At 71.5% G+C, this 21,459-nt stretch carries 17 protein-coding genes and 2 tRNA genes; 9 read left to right on the top strand and 10 right to left on the bottom strand.

The window, feature by feature from the left end:
* Positions 1-10 precede the first annotated feature (10 nt).
* Genes gnd through C6W10_RS30010 form a run of 3 tightly spaced genes read left to right on the top strand, consistent with a single transcriptional unit; the run spans position 11 to position 2,759 of the window.
* Entirely contained in the window at positions 11-883 is an 873-nt protein-coding gene (gene gnd / locus C6W10_RS30020) for a phosphogluconate dehydrogenase (NAD(+)-dependent, decarboxylating) (RefSeq protein WP_107262483.1), read from the top strand.
* Between the two features lie 3 nt (positions 884-886).
* Complete coding sequence (gene recF / locus C6W10_RS30015) at positions 887-2,062, top strand: DNA replication/repair protein RecF (RefSeq protein WP_107262482.1); 1,176 nt, start codon at positions 887-889, stop codon at positions 2,060-2,062.
* Positions 2,052-2,759 (top strand): DUF721 domain-containing protein, encoded by a 708-nt coding sequence (locus C6W10_RS30010; RefSeq protein ID WP_107262481.1) that lies wholly within the window; start codon positions 2,052-2,054, stop codon positions 2,757-2,759. Before recF ends, C6W10_RS30010 begins: the two co-directional genes overlap by 11 nt.
* A 133-nt stretch (positions 2,760-2,892) precedes the next feature.
* Here the strand turns inward: C6W10_RS30010 and C6W10_RS30005 are convergent, their stop codons facing one another.
* Positions 2,893-3,447, bottom strand: a complete 555-nt coding sequence (locus C6W10_RS30005; RefSeq protein WP_107262480.1) for a hypothetical protein — start codon at positions 3,445-3,447, stop codon at positions 2,893-2,895.
* A gap of 593 nt (positions 3,448-4,040) precedes the next feature.
* On the opposite strand from C6W10_RS30005, the gene gyrB reads away from it, so the two are divergent.
* The 6 genes from gyrB (at position 4,041) to C6W10_RS29980 (ending at position 11,544) form a co-directional block, all read left to right on the top strand.
* Positions 4,041-5,990, top strand: coding sequence for a DNA topoisomerase (ATP-hydrolyzing) subunit B (gene gyrB / locus C6W10_RS30000; protein WP_107264391.1), 1,950 nt, complete (start codon positions 4,041-4,043; stop codon positions 5,988-5,990).
* 135 nt (positions 5,991-6,125) lie between these two features.
* Positions 6,126-9,911 (top strand): intein-containing DNA gyrase subunit A, encoded by a 3,786-nt coding sequence (gene gyrA, locus C6W10_RS29995; protein ID WP_107262479.1) that lies wholly within the window; start codon positions 6,126-6,128, stop codon positions 9,909-9,911.
* Positions 9,912-9,914: 3 nt separating this feature from the next.
* Complete coding sequence (locus C6W10_RS29990; protein WP_107262478.1) at positions 9,915-11,009, top strand: DUF3566 domain-containing protein; 1,095 nt, start codon at positions 9,915-9,917, stop codon at positions 11,007-11,009.
* Positions 11,010-11,179: 170 nt separating this feature from the next.
* Positions 11,180-11,253: transfer RNA gene (locus tag C6W10_RS29985), tRNA-Ile, on the top strand.
* Positions 11,254-11,295: 42 nt separating this feature from the next.
* Positions 11,296-11,424, top strand: coding sequence for a DLW-39 family protein (locus tag C6W10_RS38910; RefSeq protein WP_234359542.1), 129 nt, complete (start codon positions 11,296-11,298; stop codon positions 11,422-11,424).
* Between the two features lie 44 nt (positions 11,425-11,468).
* Positions 11,469-11,544, top strand: a tRNA-Ala gene (locus C6W10_RS29980).
* Positions 11,545-11,661: 117 nt separating this feature from the next.
* On the opposite strand, the gene C6W10_RS29975 is transcribed toward C6W10_RS29980, so the two are convergent.
* The 9 genes from C6W10_RS29975 to C6W10_RS29935 all read right to left on the bottom strand — a co-directional run bounded on the left by C6W10_RS29975 (position 11,662) and on the right by C6W10_RS29935 (position 21,367).
* Positions 11,662-11,985, bottom strand: a complete 324-nt coding sequence (locus C6W10_RS29975; RefSeq protein WP_199853385.1) for a hypothetical protein — start codon at positions 11,983-11,985, stop codon at positions 11,662-11,664.
* A 61-nt stretch (positions 11,986-12,046) separates the two neighbouring features.
* A complete protein-coding gene (locus tag C6W10_RS29970) occupies positions 12,047-12,679 on the bottom strand; it encodes a maleylpyruvate isomerase family mycothiol-dependent enzyme (protein ID WP_107262477.1) in 633 nt (210 codons plus the stop codon).
* A gap of 100 nt (positions 12,680-12,779) precedes the next feature.
* Positions 12,780-14,033 (bottom strand): RNA polymerase sigma factor, encoded by a 1,254-nt coding sequence (locus C6W10_RS29965; RefSeq protein ID WP_107262476.1) that lies wholly within the window; start codon positions 14,031-14,033, stop codon positions 12,780-12,782.
* A 15-nt stretch (positions 14,034-14,048) separates the two neighbouring features.
* The gene (locus tag C6W10_RS29960) at positions 14,049-14,447 is read right to left on the bottom strand and encodes a YciI family protein (RefSeq protein WP_107262475.1); all 399 of its coding nucleotides are present in this window, start codon (positions 14,445-14,447) and stop codon (positions 14,049-14,051) included.
* Positions 14,448-14,779: 332 nt separating this feature from the next.
* Complete coding sequence (locus tag C6W10_RS39795) at positions 14,780-16,549, bottom strand: serine/threonine-protein kinase (RefSeq protein WP_107262474.1); 1,770 nt, start codon at positions 16,547-16,549, stop codon at positions 14,780-14,782.
* A 79-nt stretch (positions 16,550-16,628) separates the two neighbouring features.
* On the bottom strand, positions 16,629-17,606 hold the full coding sequence (locus tag C6W10_RS29950; RefSeq protein ID WP_107262473.1) for an aldo/keto reductase: 978 nt from the start codon (positions 17,604-17,606) through the stop codon (positions 16,629-16,631).
* 101 nt (positions 17,607-17,707) lie between these two features.
* Complete coding sequence (locus C6W10_RS29945) at positions 17,708-18,634, bottom strand: GlxA family transcriptional regulator (RefSeq protein WP_107262472.1); 927 nt, start codon at positions 18,632-18,634, stop codon at positions 17,708-17,710.
* Complete coding sequence (locus C6W10_RS29940) at positions 18,631-19,278, bottom strand: cysteine hydrolase family protein (protein WP_107262471.1); 648 nt, start codon at positions 19,276-19,278, stop codon at positions 18,631-18,633. The genes C6W10_RS29945 and C6W10_RS29940 overlap by 4 nt, the downstream gene beginning before the upstream one ends.
* Before the next feature lie 175 nt (positions 19,279-19,453).
* Positions 19,454-21,367 carry a PPC domain-containing protein gene (locus tag C6W10_RS29935; protein WP_159104814.1) on the bottom strand — a complete coding sequence of 638 codons (1,914 nt, stop codon included), beginning with the start codon at positions 21,365-21,367 and terminating at the stop codon, positions 19,454-19,456.
* Between the last annotated feature and the right edge of the window lie 92 nt (positions 21,368-21,459).

Genomic DNA, 21,459 nt, shown 5'->3' with positions numbered 1-21,459 from the left:
AGGAAAGTTCATGCAACTCGGCCTGGTGGGGCTCGGCCGGATGGGCGGCAACATGCGCGAACGGCTGCGCGCCGCCGGACACGAGGTGATCGGCTACGACCAGAACCCGGCGCTCTCCGACGTGGCCAGCCTGGCCGAGCTGGCCGAGAAGCTGGCCGCGCCCCGGGCGGTCTGGGTGATGGTGCCGGCGCAGTACACCGAGGCGACCGTCGACGGGCTGATCGGGGTGCTCTCCGCCGGAGACATCGTGATCGACGGTGGGAACTCCCGGTTCAGCGACGACCTGCCCCGGGCGGAGAAGCTCGACCAGCACGGCCTCGGCTACATCGACGTCGGCGTCTCCGGCGGCGTCTGGGGGCGGGAGAACGGCTACGGCCTGATGGTCGGCGGCGACGAGCAGCACGTCGGGCGGCTGATGCCGATCTTCGACGCGCTCAAGCCGGAGGGCGAGTTCGGCTTCGTGCACGCCGGGCCGGTCGGCGCCGGGCACTACGCCAAGATGGTGCACAACGGCATCGAGTACGGCCTGATGCACGCCTACGCCGAGGGCTACGAGCTGCTCACCGCCTCCGAACTGGTGACCAACGTGCCGGGCGTCTTCAAGTCCTGGCGGGAAGGCACCGTCGTCCGCTCCTGGCTGCTCGACCTGCTCGACCGGGCCCTCGACGAGGACCCGGAGCTATCCCAGCTCAGCGACTACACCGAGGACACCGGCGAGGGCCGCTGGACGGTGGACGAGGCGGTCCGGCTCGCCGTGCCGCTGAACGTCATCGCCGCCTCGCTCTTCGCCCGGTTCGCCTCCCGCCAGGACGACTCGCCCGCGCTGAAGGCCGTCTCCGCACTGCGTCAGCAGTTCGGCGGGCACGCCGTACGCAAGCACTGACCGGTGTACGTCCGCCGGCTCGAACTGGTCGACTTCCGCTCGTACGAGCGGGTCGGCGTCGACCTGGAGCCGGGTGGGAACGTGCTCGTCGGCCCGAACGGGGTGGGCAAGACCAACCTCGTCGAGGCGCTCGGCTACGTGGCGACGCTGGACAGCCACCGGGTCGCCACCGACGCCCCGCTGGTCCGGGCCGGCGCCGCGACGGCGGTGCTGCGGTGCGCGATCGTGCACGACGGCCGGGAGCTGCTGGTCGAGTTGGAGATCGCCCCGGGCCGGGCCAACCGGGCCAGGTTGAACCGCTCACCGGCCCGGCGGGCCCGGGACGTGCTCGGCGCGCTGCGGCTGGTGCTCTTCGCCCCCGAGGACCTGGAGCTGGTCCGGGGTGACCCGGCCGAGCGTCGGCGTTACCTCGATGACCTGCTGGTCACCCGGATGCCCCGGTACGCCGCCGTCCGCGCCGACTACGAGCGGGTGGTGAAGCAGCGCAACGCGCTGCTGCGTACCTCGTACCTGGCCCGGAAGACGGCCGGTGGGCGGGGGCGGGCCGCCCGGCCCGACGCCGAGCGGCCGGCCGAGGGCGGCGGCGACCTGTCGACCCTGGCGGTCTGGGACACCCACCTGGCCCGGCACGGGGCGGAGCTGCTGGCCGGCCGGCTGGAACTGGTCGCCGCGCTCGGCCCGCACGTGACCAAGGCGTACGACGCGGTGGCCGCGGGGCGGGGTGCGGCCTCGATCGCGTACCGGCCGTCGGTGGAGCTGGCCGACCCGGTGCCGGACAGGTCGACCCTGGAGGCGGCCCTGTCGGCCGCGCTCGCCGAGGCCAGGCCGGCGGAGATCGACCGCGGCATGACACTGGTCGGGCCGCACCGCGACGAGCTGACCCTGACCCTGGGCGCCCTGCCGGCCCGGGGGTACGCGAGCCACGGCGAATCCTGGTCGTACGCGCTGGCGCTCCGGCTCGCCGCCTACGACCTGCTCCGCGCCGACGGCGTCGAACCGGTGCTGGTGCTGGACGACGTCTTCGCCGAACTGGACAGCGGCCGCCGGGAACGCCTGGCCGAGCTGGTCGCCGGGGCGAGTCAGCTCCTGGTCACCTGCGCGGTCGCCGACGACGTGCCACAGGCGCTGCGGGGCGCCCGCTACGAGGTCTCCGACGGGCAGGTGCGCCGTGCCGACTGATCCCGGGACACCCCGCCCGACGGATGCGCCGGCCACCGGGGGGAAACCCCGGCGCGGTGCACCCGGCCCGGCCGAGCCGGCGGAGGCGCAGACCGGTCCGGCACCGGCGGCCGGAGACGGTGAACTGGCCGGTCCGGCGCTGGCCCGGGCGGTCCTCGACGCCGCGCTCGCCAAACGGAAGGGGCCCGGCCCGCGTCGCCGTACCCCTGGCGGAGCCGACCCGGACGCGGAGCCGGCGGCCGACGGCGCGGCGGGCGGGCCCGGCGGTGCCGGCTCGACGGCCGGCCGGCCGGGCGGGCAGCGACGCCGGCCGCGCGGCTACTCCGGCCCGGGGCCGGATCCCCGGGATCCGCAACTGCTCGGTACGGTGCTGGCCCGGCTGGTGAAGGCCCGGGGCTGGCAGCAGCCGGCCGCCGAGGCGACCGTCTTCGGTGCCTGGGAGCGGGTGGTCGGCCCGGACGTGGCCGAGCACAGCCGACCGGTGAAGCTGGAGAACGGCGAGCTAACCGTCGAGGCGGAGTCGACGGCGTGGGCAACGCAGCTTCGGCTGCTCGCCGGTTCGCTGCTGCGGCGGATCGCCGCCGAGGTCGGGCACGGCGTGGTTCGTCGGCTGCACGTGCACGGCCCGACGGCACCGTCCTGGTCGCGGGGTCCACGGCGGGTACGAGGACGTGGCCCCCGGGACACCTACGGCTGAGCCGGACCGACGGCAGGCGCCGGGCGACCGGCTGACCGCGATCCGGCGCCGACCGGCGGCGGACCGGGCGGCCGGCGGCGCGAGTCGCACGATGGCGGCCCGCGAGGTGTCGTGGCCGGCAGCAGCTCGGCGGTCAGGAGTCCGCGTAGACGGCGAAGCCGCGTTCGGCGCACCTGCGGTAGAAGCCGGCCAGCACGGCCAGCTCCGAGCGCGGGAAGCTCCACTGCGGCGGAGCGCCGGACTCGTCGCGCAGCGCGTCGAGGCGGCTGTCCAGCCAGCGCAGCTGCTGCTCGGCCAGGCGGCCGTCGGAGAGCGCGGCCCGGAGTACGGCACTGACCGTGTCGAAGGTCACCGACTCGCCGTGCGCCCGGTGCCCGTCCACGAACCGCTCCAGCCCGCCCGCGATCCAGGCGCAGCCGTCGGGGTCGATCACCGGGTCCTCGTCCTCGGCCGCGGCCTCGGTGGCGTAGAGCACCCCGTCCAGCCCGAGCAGCAGGTCGACCAGTTCGGTGTAGGCGGTCGCCCGGACCGAACCGTTCTTGGCGATGTATCCGGCGAGCGCCGCGGTCGGCGCGGCCACCTCGGGCACGTCGGCCAGCTCGCCGAAGTCGACGAACTCGGCCGGGGCGACCGGGTCGTAGAAGCGGCCGGTCCGCGGCCAGCGCACCGCGACGTTGTCCAGCCCCATCGGGCGTCACCTCTCCATGCACCTGACGAAACCGGTCGGTTGGACCGTCCGATGCGCTTACCGGGCATCCTGGCCACGGAGCTTACTTCCGGCGTCGCCAAGTTACGGCACCGCTCGCCCTCCGCGCGACCCCCGGCCCGGGTGGTCCCGGGACGTCCGTCCGGGCTCGTCCCGGCTGGGCGGGAACGACCAGGCTGGGTGGTGTCGGCAGGTGAGGACGGGACGATGCCGGAAACGGCCCCCGATTCGATCTCAGGCGTGTGGGGGGAGTCGTGGGCGAGGGGGTACGGCCGTCTACGTGGGTCTGAGGGCGCCGCGCAGGGGTGCCGCATACCCAATGTGTCATCCGGGCACAGTAGGATTGACGGCGAGACGACGACACGGTGTGGAGCGGGACCCGGGCCCGAAACGGTCCGGCCGGCGCCGCACCGGGTCCGAGCCGATCGCGATCCGTGGGCAGCCACGGCGACCGGCGCGTTCAGACCGTACCCCGGAGTTCCTCGTGGTGCCGGCCCGCGCGCACGGTCGCAGGCCGCCCACCAAACCCGCGCTCCCGCGCCGCACGGCGCGGGAGACGCGAGAAAGTGGCCAAGGTGGCAGCGCAGAAGAAGCAGGAGTACGGCGCCGAGTCGATCACCGTTCTGGAGGGCCTGGAGGCCGTCCGCAAGCGGCCCGGTATGTACATCGGATCGACTGGTGAGCGCGGTCTGCACCACCTGGTCTGGGAGGTCGTGGACAACGCGGTGGACGAGGCGCTCGCCGGCTACTGCGACACCATCGAGGTGGTGCTGCTCGCCGACGGCGGCGTCCGGGTCACCGACAACGGCCGGGGTTTCCCGGTCGACCTGCATCCGAAGCTGAAGAAGCCGGGCGTCGAGGTAGCGCTGACCGTACTGCACGCGGGCGGCAAGTTCGACGGCAAGGCGTACGCGGTCTCCGGCGGCCTGCACGGCGTCGGTGTCTCGGTGGTCAACGCGCTCTCCACCCGGATGTTCGTGGAGATCCACAAGGACGGGTACGTCTGGCGGCAGAGCTACGCCAACTCCAAGCCCTCGCCGCTGGAGAAGGGTGAGACGACCAACCGCAGCGGTTCGGCGGTCTCCTTCTGGCCGGACCCGTCGGTCTTCGAGACCGTCGACTTCGCCTTCGAGACGATCTACCGGCGCATCCAGGAGTACGCCTTCCTCAACCGGGGGCTGACCATCCAGCTCCGCGACGAGCGGGTGCAGGAGGAGGACGGCAAGCCGCGTGAGGTGACCTTCTGCTACAAGGGCGGCATCTCCGACTTCGTCCGCCACCTCAACGCCTCGAAGAACCCGATCCACAAGACCGTGGTCGAGTTCGGGGCCGAGGAGGAGAGCGAGGGCATGTCGGTCGAGATCGCCATGCAGTGGAACGAGTCGTACGGCGAGTCGGTCTACACCTTCGCCAACACCATCAACACGCACGAGGGCGGCACGCACGAGGAGGGCTTCCGGGCCGCGCTGACCAGCGTGGTCAACCGGTACGGCACGGACAAGAAGCTGCTCAAGGGCGACGAGAAGCTCTCCGGCGAGGACATCCGGGAAGGGCTCGCGGCGATCATCTCGGTCAAGCTGACGAACCCGCAGTTCGAGGGGCAGACCAAGACCAAGCTCGGCAACACCCCGGTGAAGAGCTTCGTGCAGCGGGTCTGCAACGAGTGGCTGGTCGACTGGTTCGACCGCAACCCGGCCGAGGCCAAGCTGATCATCACCAAGGCGACCCAGGCGGCCCGGGCCCGGATCGCGGCCCAGCAGGCCCGCAAGCTGGCCCGACGCAAGTCGCTGCTGGAGTCCGGCTCGATGCCGGGCAAGCTGGCCGACTGCCAGTCCACCGACCCGCGCGAGTCCGAGGTCTTCATCGTCGAGGGCGACTCGGCGGGTGGTTCGGCGAAGCAGGGCCGGGACCCGCGTACCCAGGCGATCCTGCCGATCCGAGGCAAGATCCTCAACGTGGAGAAAGCCCGGATCGACCGGGTGTTGAAGAACAACGAGGTCCAGGCGCTGATCACCGCGCTCGGCACCGGCATCCACGACGACTTCGACATCGAGAAGCTGCGCTATCACAAGATCGTGCTGATGGCCGACGCCGACGTCGACGGCCAGCACATCCAGACCCTGCTGCTGACCCTGCTGTTCCGGTTCATGCGGCCGCTGGTCGAGCTGGGGCACGTCTACCTGGCAGCGCCGCCGCTCTACAAGATCAAGTGGAACCGGAAGGGCGACGACGCCCAGTACGCCTACTCCGACCGGGAGCGGGACGGGCTGATCGCGCTGCGCCAGCAGAAGAAGCCGAACGCCAAGCCGGACGACATCCAGCGGTTCAAGGGTCTCGGCGAGATGAACTACCCGGAGCTGTGGGAGACCACGATGAACCCGGCGACGCGTACCCTCCGCCAGGTCACCCTGGACGACGCGGCGACCGCCGACGAACTCTTCAGCGTCCTGATGGGCGAGGACGTGGAGGCGCGCCGGTCGTTCATCCAGCGCAACGCCAAGGACGTCCGGTTCCTCGACATCTAGTGGCGGTACGGCGGCTCCCGCCTCGGCCGAACGGCCACCCGGGACCGCCGTTCCACACAGTTATCCACAGCTTCCACGGTTTCCACAGCCGTTATCCACAGCGGAATGCGGCTTTGAGTCTGATAAGGGTTGACAGTGACGGATACTCCCGAGTCCTCCGCTAACGAGCCGGAGCAGGAAGCGGCCGCGAGCGCGGTGGCCCAGCACGACCGGATCGAACCGGTCGGGCTCGAGGTGGAGATGCAGCGCTCCTACCTCGACTACGCGATGAGCGTGATCGTCGGACGGGCGCTGCCGGACGTACGGGACGGACTCAAGCCCGTACACCGGAAGATCCTCTACGCGATGTTCGACTCCGGCTACCGCCCCGACCGGGGGTACGTGAAGTGCTCCCGGGTGGTCGGCGACGTGATGGGTCAGTTCCACCCGCACGGCGACTCGGCGATCTACGACGCGCTGGTCCGGATGGCCCAGACCTGGTCGCTGCGCTACCCGCTGGTCGACGGCAACGGCAACTTCGGTTCGCCGGGCAACGATCCGGCCGCCGCGATGCGCTACTGCCTCACCGGCGATGCCCGGATTCGTACCGCTGACGGCACCGTACGGATCGACCAGGTCGTCCCCGGCGCGGCGCCCAGCTCCGAGACGGAGATCGACCTCAAGGTCCGGGACCGCAACGGCGACCTGGTCCGGGCCTCGAAGTTCTTCCACTCCGGCGAGCACCCGACGCTGCGGCTGCGCACCCGCGAGGGCTACGAGCTGACCGGTACGCACAACCACCCGGTGCTCTGCCTGGTGCAGGTGGCCGGCGTGCCGACCCTGCTCTGGAAGCTGCTCGCCGAGGTCCGCCCCGGTGACCGGGTGGTGCTCCAGCGGACGGTGCCGGACGAGATCGGCTACCCGACGCTGGAACACGTGGAGGCGGCGGTTCTCGCCGGCGCCTTCGTCAGCGAGGGCTGGGTCTCGGTCGACCGGGCCGGCTTCAACAACGTCGACCGGGAGTACTTCGTCCGGGTGCTCGCCGCCTACGACCTCGCGGTCGGCGGTCCCCGGTACGTCTCCGAGCGGGTGATCGCCTCCGGCAACGTGCTGCACGAACTCGACGTGCAGAACCTCACCCAGCTGCGCAAGAGCGTGCTGGGCGAGTTGGTCGGGGCGCGGAGTGCGGCGAAGTTCGTGCCGGAGTTCGTCTGGCAGGGGCCGGCAGCGGTCAAGCGCGCCTTCCTCCAGGCGCTCTTCGAGGGCGACGGCTCGTCGTCGCTGCTGCCCCGCAACACCATCCAGATCTCGTACTCGACCCGTAGCGAGCGGCTGGCCCGTGAGGTCCAGCAGTTGCTGCTGGAGTTCGGCGTGGTCAGCCGGCAGTGCCGGTACGACAACGGCGAGATCAAGGTCGTGGTGACCAACCGGCGAGACGCCCGGCTCTTCGCGCAGCAGGTCGGCTTCCTCGGCCGCAAGCAGGCGAAGCTGGAGTCCGAGTTGGCCGGCGTGCCGGCCAGCAGCACGGCGCTGTCGAGCGACCACGTGCCGTACGTCGGCGAGTTCATCCGCGAGTACGGCGCGCAGGGCCGGATCGAGCAGGACTGGCTGCGCCGGCACAACGTCGACCGGATCGAGCGCTGGGAGCGGGACCGGGGCGAGATTCTGGCCCGGATCACCGAGCGGGAGGTGCGCGACGTCGTCGAGCCGCTGGTGGACGGCCGGTTCTACTACGCGGAGGTCGCCGAGGTCGCCGACGCGGGTGTGCGGCCGGTCTACAGCCTGCGGGTCGAGACCGAGGACCACTCCTTCGTCAGCGACGGTTTCGTCAGCCACAACACCGAGTGCAAGCTCGACCCGCTGGCGATGGAGATGCTCCGGGACATCGACGAGGACACCGTCGACTTCCAGGACAACTACGACGGCCGGGCCAAGGAACCGACGATCCTGCCGTCCCGGATCCCCAACCTGCTGGTGAACGGCTCCGAGGGCATCGCGGTCGGCATGGCCACCAAGATCCCGCCGCACAACCTGCGGGAGATCGCCGCCGCGGTGCAGTGGTGCCTGGAGAACCCGGAGGCCGACGAGGCGACGACGCTCGACGAGCTGATCGGGATCGTCAAGGGACCGGACTTCCCGACCCACGGGCTGATCGTGGGGACCACCCCGATCCAGGACGCGTACCGGACCGGGCGGGGCTCGATCCGGATGCGCGCGGTGGTCGAGGTCGAGGAGGACAAGAAGGGCCGGACGAGCCTGGTCGTCACCGAGCTGCCGTACCAGGTCAACCCCGACAACCTGGCCGAGCGGATCGCCGAGCTGATCAAGGAGGGGAAGCTCGCCGGGATCGCCGACATCCGGGACGAGTCCTCCGGGCGTACCGGTATGCGGATCGTGCTGGTGCTCAAGCGCGACGCGGTCGCCAAGGTGGTGCTGAACAACCTCTACAAGCACACCCAGCTCCAGGAGACCTTCGGCGCCAACATGCTGGCCCTGGTCGACGGGGTGCCGCGCACGCTCAACCTGGCCCAGTTCATCCGGCACTACGTGGACCACCAGATCGACGTGATCCGGCGGCGGACGGCGTACCGGTTGCGCAAGGCCGAGGAACGGGCGCACATCCTGCGGGGTCTGGTCAAGGCGCTGGACGCGCTCGACGAGGTCATCGCGCTGATCCGGCGCTCGCCCACGGTGGAGGAAGCCCGGCAGGGCCTGATCCAGCTGCTGGACATCGACGAGGTGCAGGCCACCGCGATCCTGGACATGCAGCTCCGCCGGCTCGCCGCGCTGGAGCGTCAGAAGATCATCGACGAGCTGGCCAAGATCGAGCTGGAGATCGCCGACCTCAAGGACATCCTGGCCAAGCCGGAGCGGCAGCGGAAGATCGTCTCCGAGGAACTCGGCGAGATCGTGGCCAAGTGGGGCGACGAGCGGCGGACCAAGATCGTGCCCTTCGAGGGCGAGGTCTCGATGGAGGACCTGATCGCCCGCGAGGACGTGGTCGTCACCATCACCCGGACCGGGTACGCCAAGCGGACCAAGGTCGACCTCTACCGTTCGCAGCGCCGGGGCGGCAAGGGGGTCAGTGGCGCGACGCTGCGTCAGGACGATATCGTCAGCAACTTCTTCGTCTGCTCCACGCATGACTGGATGCTCTTCTTCACCAATAAGGGGAGGGTCTACCGGGCCAAGGCGTACGAGTTGCCGGAGGCCAGTAGGGTGGCGAGAGGCCAGCACGTGGCCAATCTGCTCGCCTTCCAGCCTGACGAGCAGATCGCCCAGGTGATCGAGATTCCGGACTACCAGGTCGCGCCGTACCTGGTACTGGCCACCAGGAACGGTCTGGTGAAGAAGACGAGGTTGGAGGAGTTCGATTCCAACCGCTCCGGCGGCATCATCGCGATCAACCTCCGCGACGAGGACGAGCTGGTCGGAGCGGCGCTGGCGGGGCCCGGGGACGACCTCCTGCTGGTCTCCAAGAAGGCGCAGGCGATCCGGTTCAACGCCACCGACGAGGCGCTCCGGCCGATGGGTCGGGCCACCTCGGGCGTGATCGGGATGCGGTTCACCGACGACGACGTGCTGTTGGCGATGGAGGTGGTCCGCGAGGGCATGGACCTGGATGTCCTCGTGGCGACGAACGGGGGTTACGCGAAACGTACCCCGATCGAGGAATACCCCGTGCAGGGTAGGGGAGGTAAAGGGGTGCTGACCGCGAAGATCACAGAGCGCCGTGGCGGTCTGGTGGGCGCGGTCGTCATCAGCCCGGACGACGAGCTGTTCGCCATCACCAGCAACGGCGGTGTGATCCGGACTCCAGTGAAGCCTGTACGCCGAACGCGTGACCGGAACACAATGGGGGTCAAACTCATGGACCTACCAGACGGCGTGACTATTGTGGCGATTGCTCGCAATGCCGACGAGCCTGACGAACAGGACTAGTTGATGACGGAGACACAGGCGAAGTCGGGGGCTGCGGGGACCTCGACCAACCCGGTCGACGAGGAGGCCGCCGCAGGCGGTGCATCCGCGACCGGCCGCGCGGCCGTCGGCCGGGCGATGGTCAGCGCCGACACGCCGTCCCCCAAGTTCACCCGGGCGCCGGGCATGCCGCCGCCACCCGACCAGCTGCCCGAGGGGTCGACCACGCCGTCGACCGAGGCAGCCGAGGCCGGCAAACCGGCGGCTGCCACCGGGGAAGCCACGTCCGCCGCGACGTCTCCGGCGGCGACCGGCGCGGCTTCCCGAGGCAGCTCCGGGGTGAACCGCTCCGATCAGGCGGGCAACAGTCAGGCGGGCAAGAGCGATTCGACCGTGACGAGCCGGCTGGAACCCTCCGGCGAGGCGAACCGTACCGAGCGGATTCCGGGCCGGCCGGGTTCCACCGGTGCCACGACCGGCGCCGAGGCGACCCAACCGATCTCCAGCGGTGCTGCGCAGAGCGCGTTCCGGCCGGGGCGGGCCGGTGGCGCTGCCCAGACGTCGGGTACGAACCGGTTCGGTCTCGGCGGCGCGGCGGCGCGTACCGCGACCGGTGCTCCCCCAGCCGCGGGCGCGGGTGTCGGCGCTGCCGGCCCGGGCGCGGCCGCCGGTACCGGCGCGGTCGGTGCGGCCCGGGTGACCGAGGCGGTCCGCGCCGCCCGCAGTACCGTCAGCTCCGCCGCCTCGCGCGGTCCCCGGCGGGCCCGGCTGAACCTCAAGCGGATCGACCCCTGGTCTGTGATGAAGTTCTCCTTCGCCGTCTCGCTGGTGCTCTTCATCGTGGTGATCGTCGCGACCTCCGTGCTCTACCTGGCGCTCGACGCCATGGGAGTCTTCGACAGCGTGAACGGCACCCTGACCGACATGATCAGCGCGAGCGGCGGCCAGGGCGGCAGCACCTTCCAGATCACCGCCAAGGGCGTCATCCTCACCTCCGGACTGATCGGGCTGGTGAACGTGGTGCTGTTCACCGCGCTCGCCACCCTCGGTGCGTTCATCTACAACGTCTGCGCCGACCTGGTCGGCGGCGTCGAGCTGACCCTCGCCGAGCGCGACTGAACGACAGCACAGCAACCTCGCCGACGCCGGGGCGCCGCAAAGCGGTGGCCCCGGCGTTCGCCGTTCGGGTACGGTCTGCGTCATAGCTGGTACGACGGGTCCGGTCCCGAACCGCCGCCCCCGAGTTGGGTTCGGCGCCGGAGGTACGGTAACCTTGCTCGTCGCAACGGGGGGCTATAGCTCAGTCGGTTAGAGCGCAGAGCTGATAACTCTGAGGTCGATGGTTCGATTCCATCTAGCCCCACTTCATACCGTCCGACGGCTCGTCGAGCGTGAGGATACGTCCATGTTGAAGAAGATCCTGCTCGTTGTCGGCGTGGTGGGCGTCGCGGCCCTGGTCTACAAGAAGGTCAGGGAATCCAACGACGAGCGCGCCCTCTGGCACGAGGCCACCACCGCTCCCGACCTGCGGTAGGACGTCGGCCGGACCGCCATCCCCGGGGCGGCATCGTCCCGCCCGGGGCCGTAGCTCAACTGGCAGAGCACTGCCTTTGCAAGGCAGGGGTTAGGGGTTCGAGTCCCCTCGGCTCCACCAGCACCAATTCCTCTCCAGCAGCAGCAATTCCTCTCCACGTCGGATTCCTCTCGACCCCGGATTCCTCTTGACCTTGGCCGAGTCGCCGGGTCGTAGCGCCGGAACCCGCCGCGTCGTTCACACCTCGTCCCGCCGGACCCGTCCGTCGCCCCGCTCCGCGGCCCGCGCACGTCGTTCGGCCACCGACTCCACGAACCCGTCGCCGAGAGACTCCAGCAGACGTCCCCGGGCCGCGTCCAGCCGTACCGGATAGTCGGCGGCGAAGATCTCCGGGAGGCTGGTTTCGAGTACGCCACCGATGGTGTGCAGGGGCGACCAGACCGCAGGGTCCTCGTCGACGAGGGCGTCGAACCGCGCTGTGCCGATCATGCGATAGAGCCAGTCGGAGAGTACGGCGGCCTGGTCGTGGGTGAGTGTGATCCTGACGTCGTCCTCCGGCACGGGGTCGAGACTACGGCCGCCGGACGGAGTACCACCGGCGCAGTACCACCGGCGCCGTCGGCTACCTCGTGCCGGCGAGGCGTTCGGCACCCGGGCCGGAGAGCGTGGCGAGGCCGGCTGACCGGCCGGTGGCCAGCATGAGCAGGTCGGCGACGGGGCCGCGTACCTCGTCGGGGCCGTCTCCGGCGGACCACTCCAGGTCGGTGGCGACCAACCGGATCCCCCGGAAGCGCCTGCGGGCACCGTAGAAGGAACTCTTCCGGGCGTACTCGAGGCCGGCGAGCGCCGGCTCCGGCGGCATCTTCCGGATCCGGCCGAGGGGTCGGGCGATGTCCTGGCCGTGCACCAGCGCGTCGACGAGCGGATCCAGCGGCCCCGAGCCGGGGGAACGTCGGCGGGAGGCGGCACTGGACCGGAACTGGGCGACGAGTTCGGCGGGACTGAACCGGGCGGCCCGGTCCCGGGCCATCCTGGCCTCCATCCGGTTGAAGCCGCCACCCGAGCGGATCAATCCGACCAGCAGGTCGCGGACGGTGGTCCGGGTGCCGAGCGTCAGATGCGCCAGTACGTCCTGCACCGTCCATCCGGGACAGAGCGACGCCACCTGCCACTCGTGCTCGTCGAGGCCGTCGAGGAAGTCGGCGAGGCTGAGCCGTTCCGCGACCGTCCACTCGAAGATCTTCTCCGGATCCATTCGCGATCCCCTCCCTGGGCGTACGTCTTCGTCGGAGATCGGAGCGGGCCCTGCCGTCTCGACATGCCGCGCACGGCCAGCACCGGGAACCTCGTCGGGCCTACCCGCCGGGCGAGGTCAGCCGGGCCGCGCGGTTCTGTAGGTACTCCTGCTCCGGCAGGCTGGTGGTCAACCGGGCAGCGGTCAGATAACTCTCCCGGGCACTCTCCGGCTCGCCGGCCATCTCCAGCAGGTGGGCTCGGACGGCGTGCAGACGGTGGTGACCGGCGACCCGCTCGTCGGCGTCGAGCGGTGCCAGCAGAGCCAGTCCGACCTGCGGACCCCGGACCATCGCCGCCGCCACGGCGTGGTTGAGCGTCACCACCGGGTTCGGCGCCAGGCGTTCGAGGATCTGGTAGAGCGCGAGAATCTGCGCCCAGTCGGTCTCCTCGGCACGCTCCGCCTCCGCGTGTACGGCGGCGATCGCGGCCTGGACCTGGTACGGCCCGATCGGCGCGCGGGAGAGCGTACGCGTGACGAGCGCGATCCCCTCGTCGACGTACTCCCGGTTCCACCGGCTCCGGTCCTGCTCGGCCAGCGGCACCAGGCTGCCACCCGGGCCGGTACGCGCCGGACGCCGCGCGTCGGTCAGCAGCATCAGCGCGAGAAGTCCCGCGACCTCGCCGTCGTCGGGCAGGATCCGGTTGACCGTCCGGGCCAGTCGGATCGCCTCGGCGGCCAGGTCGGCACGGTGCACGTCCGGGCCGGCGGTGGCGGTGTAGCCCTCGTTGAAGATCAGGTAGAGCACGTGCAGCACGGCGCGGAACCGCTCCGCCCGCTCCTCCTCCGGCGGCAGGTGGAAGCGGCCCCCGGCCGCCCTGATCCGCTGCTTGGCGCGGCTGATCCGCTGCGCCATCGTCGTCTCGGGGACGAGGAAGGCCCTGGCGATCTCGGCCGTGGTCAGACCGCCCACCGCCCGCAGCGTCAGCGCGATCTGCGAGGCGGGGGTGAGGCTCGGATGGCAGCAGAGCAGCAGCAGGGTCAGCGTGTCGTCCGAGCCCTGCGGGTCGGCGACGTCGGCGGCGGGTGCGAGGAGCTGGTCCGGCCCGGTGTGGGCCACCACCGTCGCCTCCCGGCGCCGCCGGGCCAGGTCACTGCGCAGTTCGTCGGTCAGCCGGCGGGAGGCGACCCGGATCAGCCAGCCCAGCGCGCTCTCCGGTACCCCGCTGCCGGGCCACTGTGTCGCGGCGGCGAGCAGCGCCTCCTGGACGGCGTCCTCGGCGGCCTCGAAGTTGCCGTAGTGCCGGACGAGCGCGGCGAGGACCCGCGGCGCCAGCCGGCGCAGCAGGTCCTCCGTGGTTTCCTCAGGCTGCACGGCGGTTTCCGGTCCTCACATCTCCTGGCCGGACCGCTCCATGATCGGGCGTACCTCCACCGCGCCGCCGAAGCGGACGTCCGGGAACCGGGCGGCGATCTCCGTGGCCCGTTCCGGGCTCTCGCAGTCGACGATGAAGTAGCCGGCGAACTGCTCCTTGGCCTCGACGAACGGCCCGTCGGTGACCGCCGGTACGCCGTCGGGTGCCCGGACGGTCCGGGTCCGGGCCGGATCCGGCAGCGCCTCCGCGGTCACCAGCTCCCCGGACTCGACGATCTCCGCGAGCAGCGTCTCGAACTGCCGGGACAGCTCGGCCCGTTCCTCGGGCGACATCGCCTGCGCCTCCGCCGTGTGCAGGAAGGTCGGATGACCCCAGTTCTGCGGGTTGCTGTGGATCAGCAGCATGTACTTCATCGTCGGCTCCTCACCTCTCCGATCGCGATCTCCGATGCGTCGACGCGACCACCCGCCGCGACCACCCGCCCGCGCCGCCCGGTCACCCGGGCCGCCCGGCCGATCGCAGCCCCGGCCGATCCCACCGCCCGGCCGGTCGCTGCCCGGCCGGGCCGGGCCGGCAGAGTCCGGCGTCGGTCATCCGCGCGACTTCCAGAGATCGGAGCGGAGCATCCGGCCTCGACAATTCTGCCGACCCGGCCCGCAACTCGGCGGTCTGACCAGCCTGCCACCTGCCGACGTCCAGCATCGCGCGGACGAGGCCGAGCCGGATGGGTACGAAATGCGGGCGCTCAGCCGCAGTGCTCGAAGGAGCTGTTGTAGCTGACTCCGCCGGCCGACCCGCCCCACCTGACGCAGACCCCGGCGGCCTTGGCCCGTACCGGACCCGCGTAGTACTCGTACGCTCCGCTGTCGGTGCGCCGGCTCGCGCCCTGCACCTCCAGGTACGCCGAGACCTGGCTGGCGACGCCGACGGAGCTGGTCTTGAGGGCGACCGTGCAGTTGTTGCCGTTGCTGTTGTTGTAGAGCAGGTACACCCGGGCCAGCTGGGCGCCGTTCGGGCCGGTCAGGGTCGCCGAGTCGACGACCTGGTAGCCGCCGCCGCAGACCTTGCCCGGGGTGTGCGGGTTCTTCTCCGGCGCGGGACGCGTGGTGCCCGGCCCCGGGGCCGGCTTTCCGCCGCCGCCCGGCTCGGCGGGCTGGGCCCCGGGTGAGCGGCCCGGCCCGCCGGCCGTGCTCGCCGGCCGGTTCGGTCCGGCACTCGCGCTCGCCTGGGCCGCCGGTTCGGTCTCCTCGACCTCGCCGCCCGGGGCCTCGCCGCTGGACGTGGCGATTCGTGCCCGGTTCTGCGGCTCCGCCCCCGTCTGCTCCGGTCCGGGGCGCCCGACCAGCAGCGCGACCAGGCCGACCACCGCGACGACGGTGGCTGCCACCCCGGCCAGCACCGCCACGCGCCGCCGCCTGCCGCCACCGGTCGACGGACCGGCCGGAACGGCGGCGGGCAGGGTCGGCCCGGTGTGACCGGGCCCGGCCCGCCAGCCCGGCGACCCGCCCGGCGACCGGGCACCGGCCGACGGCAGGGTCCCGGCGGACCACTGTGCGTCAGCGGGCGACTGGGTCCCGGGTGACGGCAGGGCGCCGGCAGGCAGCGGCGTCGTCGACGGTGGCGGCGGCGGGCTGGACACCGGCAGCGGGCCCGGGGACGGCAGCGGCACCGTGGAGGAGGACGAGATGGCGTACTCGGCCGCGCGGGCGGCCTCGGCGAACGCCGCCGCACTCGGGTACCGGTCGGCCGGCTCCTTCGCCAGGGCCCGGTTGACCAGCATCGCCACCGGGGCCGGTACGTCCGGCGGCAGCGCGGGCGGCGCCTCCTGGAGGTGCTGGGTCACGATGTGCAGCGGGTTGCCGCCGGTGAACGGCGGCCGACCGGTGAGGCAGCAGTACGCGACGCCGCCGAGCGCGTACACGTCGGTGGCCGCCGAGACGGGACGGCCGGCGATCTGCTCCGGGGCCATGTAGTGCGCGGAACCGAGCACGATGTTGCTGGCGGTGATGCTGGTCACGTTCGCCGACCGGGCCACCCCGAAGTCGACCAGTACGACGGAACCGTCCGGCTGCACCAGCAGGTTGCTCGGCTTGACGTCCCGGTGCACGATGCTGGCCTGGTGCGCGACGTGCAGCGCCTGCGCGGCCTGGGTCAGCACGGAGAGGGTCTCGGCGACACCGAGCCGGCCCACCGCCTTGATCCGCTTGGCCAGGGACATCCCGTCGATGAACTCCATCACCAGGTAGTCCACCCGGCGACCGTCGACCACCGCGTCCTCGCCGTAGTCGTAGACGCCGACGATGCCGGGATGCCGCAGCGCGGCCATCAGTCGGGCCTCGGTGCGGAACCGGGTGATGAACTCGGTGTCCGAGACCAGCGCCGGGAGCAGCACCTTCACCGCGACCCGCCGCTTCAGCAGAGTGTCGGTGGCCGACCAGACGTCTCCCATGCCGCCGGTCGCGACCCGGTTCCCGAGCAGGTAGCGGTCGTTGAGCACGACTCCCGGAGAGAGCATTTGATCACCGTACCGGTCGCCGGGTCGGTCGGGTCGACGGTGCCGACCGCCGCCCGGCGTCCGGCGTCCGGCGGAAGGGTCAGAAGCCTTCCGGGGCGTGTGGTAGGTAGTGCTCGCCGAGCCGGCGCAGCTCGTCCTCGCCGAGCGCCAGTTCGACCGCGGCGACGGCGTCGGTGATGTGCTCCGGCCTCGTCGCCCCGACGATCGGGGCGGTCACCGCCGGCTGGTGCAGCAGCCAGGCGAGCGCGACCTGGGCCCGGGGAACCCCGAGTTCGGCGGCGACCTCGGCGACGGCGCCGACGACCCGACGGTCGGCCTCCTCGGCCTGCTTGTAAAGCGTGCCGCCGAAGATGTCCGTCTCGCTACGCGCGGTGCTGACCTCCCAGTCCCGGGTCAGCCGGCCCCGGGCCAGCGGGCTCCAGGGGAGTACCCCGACGCCCTGGTCGAGGCAGAACGGCAGCATCTCTCGCTCCTCCTCCCGCATGATCAGGTTGTACTGGTCCTGCATGGACACGAACCGGGTCCAGCCGTGCAGGTCGGCGGTGTACTGCGCCTGCGCGAACTGCCACGTCCACATCGAGGACGCGCCGAGATAGCGCACCTTGCCGGCCCGTACCAGGTCGTGCAGCGCCTCCATCGTCTCCTCGATCGGCACCTCCGGGTCGTACCGGTGGATCTGGTAGAGGTCGATGTAGTCGGTGCCGAGCCGGCGCAGGCTCTCGTCGACCTGGGTGAGGATCGCCGCCCGGGACAGCCCGCCGCCCTTCGGACCCGGACCCATCCGGCCGTGCACCTTGGTGGCGATGACCACCTCGTCCCGCCGGGCGAACTCGCCGAGCAGCCGGCCGGTGATCTCCTCACTGGTGCCGAGGGAGTAGACGTTGGCGGTGTCGAAGGTGGTGATCCCGGCCTCGACGGCCTGCCGGAAGAAGGGTCGCGCCTCGTCCAGGCCGACCGACCAGGAGTGTGTGCCGCGCTGCGGGTCGCCGAAGCTCATGCATCCGAGGACGACGCTCGACACTTCCAGCCCCGAGCCGCCCAGCCGTACGTACCGCATCTCTACTCCTCGCCTCGTCCGTCGTCCTGCCCGACGCGCGCACCGGGCCCCGGCAACGTACCGGCGGGCGGAGTCACCGGGGAACCCCGGACGTACCCCCGCTAGCCCCCGGCCGGGGCGGGCCCGGCCCGGCCGCGCAGCCGGCGCAGCATCCGGGCGTCGCCGAAGCCGACCGCTCGGGCGGCGGCCTCGACGGTGGCGCCGTGCCCGATCAGGTGCTCGGCGCGTTCGACCCGGAGCAGTTGCTGGTAGCGCAGCGGCGTCACCCCGACGGCCCGGACGAAGACCCGGGTGAGGGTCCGTTCGCTGACCCCGACGGCGGCGGCCAGGTCGGCCAGGGCCAGCCGGTCGGCGAAGCGGGCGTCGATGACGTCCTGCACCCGGTGCACCACGTCGCTGATGTGGCCCCGGTGTCGCAGCATCGCGCTGGCCTGCCGTTCGTCGCCGTTGCGCCGGGCGTAGACGACCATCTCTCGCGCCACCCGGGCGGCGAACCCGGGGCCGTGCCGCACGGCGAGCAGGTGCAGGGCCAGGTCGATCCCGCTGGCGATGCCGGCCGAGGTGACCACGCGGTCGTCCACGACGTAGAGCACGTCCCGGACCACGACGGCCCGGGGATGCCGGCGGGCCAGCTCGTCGGAGAGGTCGTGGTGGGTGGTGCAGCGCCGGCCGTCCAGCAGCCCGGCGCCGGCCAGCGCGAACGCCCCGGCACAGACGCTGGCCACCGTGCCGCCCCGGCGGTGGTGCTGGACCAGCCGTTCCAGGGTCGCGGCGGTGAACCCGGGACGACCGGCCCGGTCGGCGGGCCGCCATCCCGGCACCACGATCAGGTCGTCGGGGCCCAGCTCCGGCCAGTCGGTCCGGGCCCGCAGGGGTACGCCCTGGGTGGTGTCGACCTCCTCCTGCTCGCCGACGTAGTGCAGGGCGTAGCCGCCGCCGAGGTCGGCGGCGGTGGAGAACGCCTGCGCCGGGCCGGCCAGGTCGAGCAGGTGCAGCCGGGCGGCGAGCAGGAAGAGGACGTTCGTCACCCGACGGCCGGCTCCGGCACGGCGGCCCGGTCGACGGCCGCCGGGTCGCCTCCGGTACTCCCGCCGGTCAGCTCCGCCACGGTACGGATGGTGGCGAAGCGGCCGGCGAGCGCGTACTCGGTACGGGCGACGATCTCGTCGACGCCGAGCGTGCGCGGGTCGGCGAGGATCTCGGCCAGGGTACGGCCGGGCGGGGCGTCGGGATGCTCGATCGGATTCGTCGCGGTCGCGTCGGTCACGAACGTCACTTGGTAGCCGAGATCGCTGGCGAGTCGGGCGGTGGTCTCGACGCACTGCTCGGTACGGATCCCGCAGACCGCCACCTCCACCACCCCCGCCCCGGTCAGCAGTTGCTGGAGGTTGGTGGTGGTGAACGCATTGTGCGAGGTCTTGTGCAGCACCGGCTCACCGGGCTCGGGCTCCAGGCCGGCGATCAGCCGGACGTGACCGAGCGCCGGGTCGAAGACGGTGCCGGTGCCGGGCTCGGTGTGCAGCACCCAGACCACGAGATCACCGGAGGCCCGGAACGCTTCGGTCAGCCGGCGTACCCGGTCGACGAGGTCTGGGTTCGAGGTGGCCGCCCAGATCGGCCGTTGCCGGAACGACTCCTGTACGTCGATGACGACGAGTGCACGGGATGACATGCCACCGATCCTCTCCGCTCGACGCCGACGACGGCAGACACCATCCTGCCCGGCTCCGGAACGATCCGGTCAGCGAGGCCGGACCGGCGCACTCCCCCCGGACGGCCGGCGGCCCCTCCCGGTCGAGGTGCAACCGGAAGGGGCCGCCGTGAACGGTCGACGTGCTAGCCGTCGGTCACCGGGTGACGCCGAAGACGATCCGGCTGAGGGTGTCCTCGGTACCGGTGAAGCCCTCGCCCGGGTTGAAGGTGTCCTCGCCGAAGTCGACGTCGGGGTCGTCGGCGGTGCCGCCGACGCCGTCCGGGCCGACCGCGAACATCAGCGGGAAGTTCCCGCCCTGGTCCATGATGTTCGCCTGCTCGTTGAACTGGTCGACGTGCCAGTTGCCGAAGAAGTGCCCGGCCTCGTGCGCGGTCACGTTGCCCACCGCCCGGCCGACGAACTCGACCCGGTTGCTGGCCTCGGTGATGTACGTGTTCAGCGACGGCTCCTCACCGGCCGGGTCGCTCAGCACGTCCAGCAGTACCAGCGCGGAGTCCTGGGTGCCGAAGTTGCCCGGGTCGATGTACTGCGCCACACCGATGGTCGGTACGCCCGACTCCTCGATGCTGCCGCCGATGATGATCCGGCTGACGTTCGCCTGCCCGAACGGGTCGGCGTGGTCCCGGCTGTTCAGGATCCGGATGTCGAAGCGCGGGTTGAGCCCACTCTCGATCATGTCGTGCCGGAGGTTCTCCCGTACCCCGGCGATGATCCCATCGATCACCGCGTCCTCGTCGGCGGCGGTCAGCCCCCACCGGCCGAGGAAGGCCCGCATCGGGCTCAGGGTGCGCACGCCCGGGCCGCCGAAGATGGCGGTGTTGATCCGGGCACCGTCGAAGTCGAGGAAGAGCGTCTGCCGCGGCTGCTGCCCCGACCGGTACGCCTCGACCGTGATGTCGTACATGCCGTCGCCGAGGCTCACCCCGACGTAGTGCCAGCCGGCCTTGTCGGCCACGTGCTCGGTGACCGCGTTGCCGCCGCCCGGCAGCGGGCTGTTCGGCGGGTAGAGGGAGGAAGCGTCCTGGTCGGACCCGTGCACCTCGCGGCCGTCCGGGTCGTAGACCGTGATCTTGGCGGCCGAGCCTTCGACCGAGGCGCCGACCACGTCACCCGGCCGCAGCTTCACGGCGAAGAAGTCGGTGTCCTGCTCGGCGGTGCCGATGGTGACCTGGTACGGCCCCTCGCTGCCGGCACCCCCGCCGCTGGCCGAGTCGAACGGGTCGGCCGGGAGGGTCGGGAAGCCGATCACCGCCACGTAGTAGGTGCCGTCGGCGGCGAACTGGTGCACCAGCAGGCTGTCCAGTCCCTCCGGGCTGTCGTCGTTGAGCGCGATCAACTCGCCCTCGGCGTCGTAGAGCAGGACGACCGAGTCGAGTTCACCGGCCGGCGTGTCGACGTCGACCGTCAGGGTCCGGCCGGCGACGCCGGTGACCTCGTAGAAGTCGAAGTCGCCGCTGCCGCTGGCCGCGCTGCCGTGCGGGCCGTCCCCGATCGCGGCCGTGGTGGTGACGGCCTGCTCGGTGGTGCCGACCCCGGTCTCGCCGGCCAGCGGGATGGCGCCGTCGTCCTCCGGGTTCGGCCCGATCTCGGTCGCGTCCACCTGCTCCGGGGAGAGGCTGCCGAGGATCCGCAGCCGGGGATTGTCCTTACCGCCCGTACCGAATCCGGTGATCCGCTGTGCGTTCGCCGGGGTGTCGTTGCCGCCCCGGATGCCGGCCGGTTCCTCCTCGTCGGCCAGTACCGGTGCGGCGGCCGCCGCCCGCTGCTGCGCCCGCAGTCCGGCCCGCTGGTCGCCCTGCTTGGCCAGCCAGTTCTTCCACCCGACGTAGTCCGCCTTGGCCGGGTCCGGCAGCAGTGCGAGGAACGGGTTCGGTCCGGCTGGCTGCTTGGCGGCGCTCGGCTTCACCTTGGCGAGGCCGATGGCCGGGGCGCTGGTGACAACGCCCGCACTGCGCTCGTCCGTACTCGGCCGAGCCTGGGCGCCGGTCGCTGTCAACCCTGTCGCCGCCAATGTTCCGGCGGCCAGGATCGCGATCGTTCGACGCATGTATCCCCCTCCGTCATGCCATCACTCCGGTGGCCCCCGCCACCGATGGCTAACGTGACGCTACTGATCTCGAAGGGAAATTAATAGAAGCA

The organism is Plantactinospora sp. BB1, assembly GCF_003030385.1.
In the GTDB taxonomy this organism is placed as follows: domain Bacteria; phylum Actinomycetota; class Actinomycetes; order Mycobacteriales; family Micromonosporaceae; genus Plantactinospora.
This window is presented reverse-complemented; position numbering and strand designations above follow the sequence as displayed.